The following is a 7,284-nucleotide window of genomic DNA, read 5'->3' on the forward strand; positions in this document are numbered from 1 at the left end:
ATCGAAAACTTCTCTGAAGTCCGGTTCAACTTAAGTATCAAAACCACGGGGGATTTTGTCCAAATAGGCTCAATCCTCATCTATTGCCGCTGTCATCTGTCCGATATCATCCTGGCTGATGCGTCAGTTCACAGTTCGAAACGATTCGAACTTAAGAACTGACGCAACCGGGGAGTACCTTCAAAGTTGCGGCCGCTCTTAGGTCCGACATCAGTCGAAGCGTGACCTGCCGCTCTGCTATACTTTCTCCGCGCCTCTGCCTTATGCGGAGGCCTCATCTGCCCCACCCTATCATCTCATCCTCAGCCCCGCAATTTCACCACCAAACCGCTGCTGGCGGTACAACAGGGGTACAAATAGAGGAGATATTGCATATGCGTCACCACCAAACCCAAAAAGTTCCACGCACAAACCGCTTTTCCCAGAGACTGAGAGACCCCAAAAACCAGAATCGAAACGAATACGAACCTATTACATTTTGTGCCCCAGACAGTTACCTTCTCGAAGGAGATTCCCGAATAACGCAATCCCTTGCGCCCCAACACAATAAAAAAGGCGACCGGACCGCCTTCGTTAACCTGCAGAATTATATCGAATTACGCAATGGTGCCCCACCGCTTGCGGTGGGATCATTTTATCCAAAGCACATAGGAAATGGTCGATCGGTCGCCGCCAATCCCTTCCTCACCCCATCGCCGACAACCGAATCAGCTCCTTGCTCACCGTATAAGGGTCAGTCTTCCCCTCGTAAATCTCCCCCACCACTTTTTCAATATCGACCATTCGGGTCAATTTTTCTCGCACTACCACATTTATCTGCGCCGTCACGATACTGACAATCTTCTTCCGAATCTGCTCCCGCCGATGTTTATCAAACTGCCCGGAACTGCGCAGGTAGGCAAGATGCTTTTCGATCTTACTTTGAAGCCGGTCGATATTCTTGTTGTTTATTGCCTCGGTCATCACCACCGGCAACTCCCAGTCTTGCTTCTCTCTCTTTATCTCCAGAATCATATTCAATTCCGCCGCGATATTTTCCGCCCCCGGTCGGTCCGATTTATTCAGCGCAAAGATATCGGCAATCTCCATCAGCCCCGCTTTCAGCGCCTGCACGGCATCGCCCGATTCCGGCACCAGCGTCACCACCACCGTATCGCAGGTGTCGATAATGTCGAGTTCCACCTGTCCCACTCCGACCGTTTCGATAAGGACATAGTCAAACCCGAAAGCATCCAGCGCCACCGCGGCATTTCCGGTCGCCGCCGCCAGCCCGCCGGTCGAGCCGCGCGTCGCCATCGAGCGGATATAGACCGTCCCATCCGACGGCATATCGACCATTCTGATTCGGTCGCCCAGAAGCGCCCCCCCCGTGAAGGGCGAGGTCGGGTCAACCGCGATAATTCCGACTTTTTTCCCCTGCCCGAGAAGCATTTTGGCGATACTGTTGACCAGCGACGACTTTCCCGCCCCCGGCGGCCCGGTAAATCCAATCTTCAGCGCCTTCCCCGAACGGGGATAAAGTCGCGCCAAAATGTCCTGATAGCCATCAGTCCGGTCTTCAATTATGGTGATTATCCGCGCCAGCGCCGACTGGTCTCCCCCCAGAAATCGCTCCAAAACCGTCATAGAACTCTCAGAATGAGCCGATATCGCCGGCGGCCAGTTTCATATCTTTCAAACGAAGCTGTATATGAGTGCTGTCATTCCAGGAATTATATTCGACTACATATACCAGGTCAACCAGATTTCCGCGCCCCGAGAGATTGCGCACCCAGTCGCCGAATCCGAAACCGATGACGTCAAAGACGGCATCCCCCTTGCGGACTTTCATCTTCAGATGATTCTTCCCGACACAGTACGGCTGTCCCAGTATCTCGCAATTGCGGGTCAGAAAGACCGGCCGCATATTCTGGGGACCGAAAGGCGAGAAGGTCTCCAGCACGTCGAGCAGACGGTCATTAATCTGGCTCAACTCTATTTCGGAATCGATATAGAGTTTTGCCACCAGGTCATCATCCGTCAGCATTCTCTGGGAAACTTCCTTCATCCGCTCCCGGAATTTTTCGATATTAGCAGGATTGATAGTCAAACCGGCGGCATATTTATGTCCCCCGTACCGCAGCAACAGGTCCTCACATTCTTTCAGGGCGTCACAGAGATGAAATCCCGGGATGGAGCGCGCCGACCCTTTGCCTTCGCCATTATCTATGGCAATCATGATGGTGGGGAGATGATATTTTTCCACCAGGCGGCTGGCGACAATACCAATTACTCCCTGATGCCACCCTTCGGATGCCAGTATAATGGCGCGGTCATTGCTCAGGTCGACTACCTGACGAATCTGCTCCAGGGCTTCGTTGAGGGTCTTTTCGTCGATATATTTCCGCCGCTGATTTTCCTTATCCAATTTCCGCGCGATATCGGCGGCGACCCGCTCATCTTTGGTGGTCAAAAGCTTTATCGCCATTTCGGCGTCGCCCAGTCGCCCCACGGCATTGATACGCGGCGCCAGGATAAAAACGACCTGTCCGGTCCCGATATCCTTCCCCATCAGACCGGAGACAAAAGTCAGCGATTTCAGCCCGGGCTTATTGGTGCGCGATATCTGCTTGATACCGAACTTGGTCAGAATTCGATTTTCGCCGACCAGCGGCACGATATCGGCCGAGGTCCCCAGCGCCACCAGGTCGAGATGTTCCTCCAGTTCGCTTTGGTCCTGCTGCAGTCTCTGATAGAGCGCCTGCGCCACTTTGAAAGCGACACCAACCCCGGAAAGCTCTCCTCCCGAATAGGTGCAGTCTTTCTGTTTCGGGTTTACCAGCGCCACCGGCTCCGGCAAAACTTCCCCCGGCTCATGATGGTCGGTCAGAATACATTCGATTCCGAGCGAGGCCGCATGTTTGACTTCCTCCACCGCCGTGACTCCGGTATCGACCGAGACGATAAGAGTTACCCCCCGCTCGGAGGCCTCTTTAATCCCCTCCACGGAGAGCCCGTACCCTTCAATAAGGCGGTTGGGAAGATAATAACTTACCTGCGCTCCCAGTTTATTCAGAACCAGGTACAAGAGCGAGGCGGCGGTGATACCGTCAACATCATAGTCGCCGTACACCATCATCTTTTCGTTATCGCGAAGCGCCTGCAGTATCCGGTCCACCGCCCGGTCCATTCCGTAGAGGGTGAACGGGTCCTGAAGGTCTTTGAGCGATGGCTGCAGGAATTGACGAATAGTCTCCGGCGTATCTATTTGACGATTGAAAAGAATCTTGGCGATGATTCTATCGAGCCCGGTTTTATTGCTGATCTCCTGGAGTAATTCGGGATCAGGTTCTTGAGCTACCACCCATTTCAAAGGGACGGTTCTCGTTGCCGAGTTCATAGACGGCTTCCTTTTTCAAGAAGCCAGAAAGAGGGAAATAAGCCGAGTTCTGTTTATCCCGACCAGTCGGGAGTAACGGTCATTTATCTTGACCGGACAGTTGCCTGCCGGTTCTATGCGGCCTACCCGGAAATCAAACGGGGCGAGCCTCCCCTTTTTCCTTATTTGGCCTTGCTCCGGGTGGGGTTTACCTTCCGCCCGGTCTCCCGCGCGGAACGGGGTCTCTTACACCTCGGTTTCACCATCACCCCCGAACAGCGCGAAACTGTCCGGGTCGGCTGTCTTGTTTCTGCGGCACTCTCCGTCGGATTGCTCCGCCCCGGCGTTACCGGGCACCCCGGCTCTGTGGAGCTCGGACTTTCCTCACTTTACGTTTTCATAAAGCGCGACCGTGTTTCACTCTTTCTGTGCTTTCGTTCATATCTATCGTTAACAAAAAACTTCATATATTAAAACATCCGCCGGTAATTGGGCGCCTCCTTCGAGATACTGACCGAATGCGGATGTGATTCCAGTATGCCGGCCTGCGTCACGCGCACAAATTTCGCCTTCTTATGCAAATCGCCAATGCTTCCCGCTCCGCAAATCCCCATCCCGGAGCGAAGCCCGCCGACCAGTTGATAAACCGAGTCAGCCAGGTCTCCTTTGTAAGGCACTTTTCCCTCGATTCCTTCCGGCACAAACTTGGAGACCTCTTCCTGATGCTCCTGGAAATATCTGTCTTTGCTGCCGGCTTTCATCGCTTCTATCGAGCCCATCCCGCGGTAAACTTTAAAACTTCTTCCCTCGAACAGCACGGTTTCGCCGGGAGACTCTTCCGTCCCGGCAAATAGGGAGCCTATCATGACCGCATCAGCCCCTGCCGCCAGAGCCTTGGTGATATCGCCGGAATATCTTATGCCGCCGTCGGCAATCACCGGAATATTATCCTTCCGCGCCGCTTCCACGCTTTCCATTACGGCGGTAATCTGCGGCATGCCGGCGCCGGTCACCACCCGGGTAGTGCAGATTGACCCCGGTCCAATCCCGACTTTCACCGCATCCGCCCCGGCATCAATTAATGCCTGTGTTCCTTCTCTGGTCGCCACATTCCCTGCCATAACCGGTTTGTCCGGAAACCTCTTCTTCAAAAATTCTATTGCCCTCAGCACCCCGGCCGAATGGCCGTGCGAGGAATCTATCACCAGTATGTCAACGCCGGTATTGACCAGAAGTTCCGCCCGCTTCTCCAATTCGCCGGAGACCCCTACCGCCGCTCCCACCCGAAGCCTCCCCCGCTCATCCTTGCAGGCATTGGGATACTGAATTTTTTTCATTATATCCTTAACAGTAATCATCCCCTTGAGATTGTTCTGGGCGTCGACAATCAGAAGTTTCTCAATGCGGTTCTTATGCAGGAGCTCCTGCGCCGTTTCCAGGTCGATTCCTTCATTGGCGGTGACCAGATTGTTTTTAGTCATGACATCTCTTATCAGCAGGTTCAGCTCTTTATGGAAACGCAAATCGCGGTTGGTAATAATGCCGACCAGTTTGCCGTGCTCCGTTATCGGTATTCCGGAGATAGAGAATTTTTTCATCACCGCCAGGGCGTCGCCTATGGGACGGTCCGGCGGAAGAGTAATCGGGTCCACTATCATTCCCGATTCCGACCGCTTGACTTTATCGACCTCCCCCATCTGGATTTCGGGGGCAAGATTTTTGTGAATGATGCCAATCCCCCCCTGACGCGCCAGAGCGATTGCCAGCCGCGACTCGGTCACCGTATCCATTGCCGCCGAAATTATCGGTATATTCAGCCTGATGGAAGCGGTCAGGCGGGTTGTGATATCGACATCTCGCGGAAGCACCTCCGAGCGGGTCGGGACAAGAAGAACATCATCGAAGGTCAAGCCGTCGGTCGGAAAAAACTCTGCCATAGGGGCTACTCGCTTTCGCCGTTCTGCCAGATGAGAAGACGGCCGCAGTTGTCGCAGACAATAATCTGGTCGTTGCGTTTAAGTTCCTGAATCCGGTGCGGCGAGAGCGCTTTATAGCAGGCGCCGCAGGCCCGCTTGCGCACCGGCACTACCACCGTGCCGCCCCGAACCTTGCGCACCCGTTCGTAAACCATCATGACCCGCTTCGGTACCCGCACCGCGATATTATTCCGCTCATCTTCCTTTATCCCGATTTTGGAACCGACCGAATCCATCTTATCCTGAAGAGTGGAGAGCTCCTTGGAATTGCGCTCTCGTATCTCGCGGGCTTTCTTCTCCAGTTCGCCGATTTCACTGTCCAGTTTTTCAGTCCGTTCAATAGTTTCAATAAGGAGAGTCTCTTTCTCGCTGATAGTTCCCTTAACATTATCAATCTGACCTACCAGAGCGTCATATTCCTTATTGGTCTTGATAGCCATCATCTGTTCCTGGAGCTTTTTGAGCTCTCCCTGTTTCCCGGCTATCTCCAGCTCCAGGCTCTTCTGCAACACCCGCGCTTCCTTTATCTCCTTTTCCGCATTCTGGTATTGCTGTTCGGCCTCTTCAATCTCCCGACGAAGATTCTCCATCATATCGGGCAGATATTCTTTCGAACGCTCCAGCTCCCCCAGGTCGTAGTCTATTACTTGCAATTTGAGAAGCATCTCAAGATCGCTTTGCATTAACGGGCTCCTTACCTAAAATCAACGGTCATAAATAAAAAAAGCGCAGTCCAAATTAAGTTCAGACTGCGCCGTAGCTTACTACCCTGTCTTTCTCTATTCCGGCTTTTACTGCCCTTTTTATTCTAAAGGGTAAGTGCATATTCTTACTATCGGTCATCTCCGACATCTTTTAACTGGGCAATACTGGACTCGAACCAGTGACCTTTCGGATGTGAACCGAACGCTCTAACCAGCTGAGCTAATTGCCCTCCGGCTTCCTATTCTTTCAAATATCCTGGGCCCACCAGGACTTGAACCTGGGACCCGCTGATTATGAGTCAGCTGCTCTAACCAACTGAGCTATGGGCCCAATAAGTTAAAGTTTATTATAATAATAATATACCCCCCCGACGTCAAGTTATTTTATAACCTTTAAACCACTCCGGGCAATCTACCGCAATGGCGCGCCGGAGAAGCCCAAAACCTGTTAGGGGATAATAGGCTATATTTCCCAACACCGGCTGGGCTTTACAGGTGAAACTCTATTATATCCTCGTCCGACAGCTGATACGACTTGCTGACTCTCTGCCCTTCAAACTTCCCTTTTCCCCAAACCCGGGCAAATTGAAGTCTTTGCGCGAAATCTTTGTGCAGAGTCATCGCCGCCTCTTCAACCGTACCTCCCGTTGGCAGAATTATCGGGTCATTGAAATCAGCCTCATGCCCCACCCGCTTGGTATACACTCGTATAATTCCGAGCGCCAGAAAAATCTCTCGTTTCAGTCGCTCCATTGAACCATCATCCAGTATCGACGTTGCCAGTACAGGATGCTCCGGGAAAATCGTTTTCAGAATTTCCAGCCCTCGGTCGCTATTATCTTCAAATGCCTTATGCCCCACCACCAGGGTCGCCTTCGGCACTATGCGGGGGTCCTCCGAAGCCGGCGCCGAACGGGCTGCCAGATGGATTTTCCTTGCTGCCAGTTGCTCCAGCACCGCCCGCACTTCATTCTCTATTGTCGGCGTCGAGATATCCGCTACAAAGAGCGCCAGGTCAGCCGCCCGAATCAGATTGGTCAGGTAGCCTTCGTAGAAGTCAGAGGCGATTGATGGCGTATCTATCAATTGAATCTGGATAGTCTCGAAGCGCATCATGCCGGCCAGCGGTTCCCGAGTGCTGAAAGGGTAATCGCCGATTAGCGGCTGGGCATGAGTCAATGTCGCTAACAGGGAGGATTTCCCCGAATTGGGCGGACCAATCATTATCACCTGCCCGGCGCCTTCT

The 7,284-nt window shown here is 52.9% G+C and carries 5 protein-coding genes, 2 tRNA genes and 1 other RNA gene; all 8 read right to left on the reverse strand.

Annotation, left to right across the window (positions count from 1 at the left end; all coding sequences use genetic code 11):
* Positions 1–684 precede the first annotated feature (684 nt).
* Entirely contained in the window at positions 685–1,626 is a 942-nt protein-coding gene (gene meaB, locus AB1690_00625) for a methylmalonyl Co-A mutase-associated GTPase MeaB (protein ID MEW6013807.1), read from the reverse strand.
* Positions 1,627–1,633: 7 nt separating this feature from the next.
* Positions 1,634–3,379 carry a single-stranded-DNA-specific exonuclease RecJ gene (gene recJ, locus AB1690_00630; protein ID MEW6013808.1) on the reverse strand — a complete coding sequence of 582 codons (1,746 nt, stop codon included), beginning with the start codon at positions 3,377–3,379 and terminating at the stop codon, positions 1,634–1,636.
* A 23-nt stretch (positions 3,380–3,402) separates the two neighbouring features.
* An RNA gene (gene rnpB / locus AB1690_00635) (RNase P RNA component class A) lies at positions 3,403–3,784 on the reverse strand.
* 44 nt (positions 3,785–3,828) lie between these two features.
* Positions 3,829–5,295, reverse strand: a complete 1,467-nt coding sequence (guaB, locus tag AB1690_00640) for an IMP dehydrogenase (GenBank protein MEW6013809.1) — start codon at positions 5,293–5,295, stop codon at positions 3,829–3,831.
* A gap of 5 nt (positions 5,296–5,300) precedes the next feature.
* Complete coding sequence (locus AB1690_00645) at positions 5,301–6,017, reverse strand: C4-type zinc ribbon domain-containing protein (GenBank protein ID MEW6013810.1); 717 nt, start codon at positions 6,015–6,017, stop codon at positions 5,301–5,303.
* A 177-nt stretch (positions 6,018–6,194) separates the two neighbouring features.
* Positions 6,195–6,268: transfer RNA gene (locus AB1690_00650), tRNA-Val, on the reverse strand.
* Positions 6,269–6,295: 27 nt separating this feature from the next.
* Positions 6,296–6,369: transfer RNA gene (locus AB1690_00655), tRNA-Ile, on the reverse strand.
* A 158-nt stretch (positions 6,370–6,527) separates the two neighbouring features.
* The coding region (locus AB1690_00660) for a GTPase (protein ID MEW6013811.1) at positions 6,528–7,284 on the reverse strand (757 nt) is incomplete at its 5' end.

The organism is Candidatus Zixiibacteriota bacterium, from assembly GCA_040753495.1.
Lineage (GTDB): Bacteria > Zixibacteria > MSB-5A5 > GN15 > PGXB01 > DYGG01.

Excerpts from the sequence above, each read along its gene's own strand:
- recJ (MEW6013808.1), bottom strand. The coding sequence starts at position 3,379 with ATGAACTCGGCAACGAGAACCGTCCCTTTGAAATGGGTGGTAGCTCAA.
- meaB (MEW6013807.1), bottom strand. The coding sequence starts at position 1,626 with ATGACGGTTTTGGAGCGATTTCTGGGGGGAGACCAGTCGGCGCTGGCG.
- AB1690_00645 (MEW6013810.1), bottom strand. The coding sequence starts at position 6,017 with ATGCAAAGCGATCTTGAGATGCTTCTCAAATTGCAAGTAATAGACTAC.
- guaB (MEW6013809.1), bottom strand. The coding sequence starts at position 5,295 with ATGGCAGAGTTTTTTCCGACCGACGGCTTGACCTTCGATGATGTTCTT.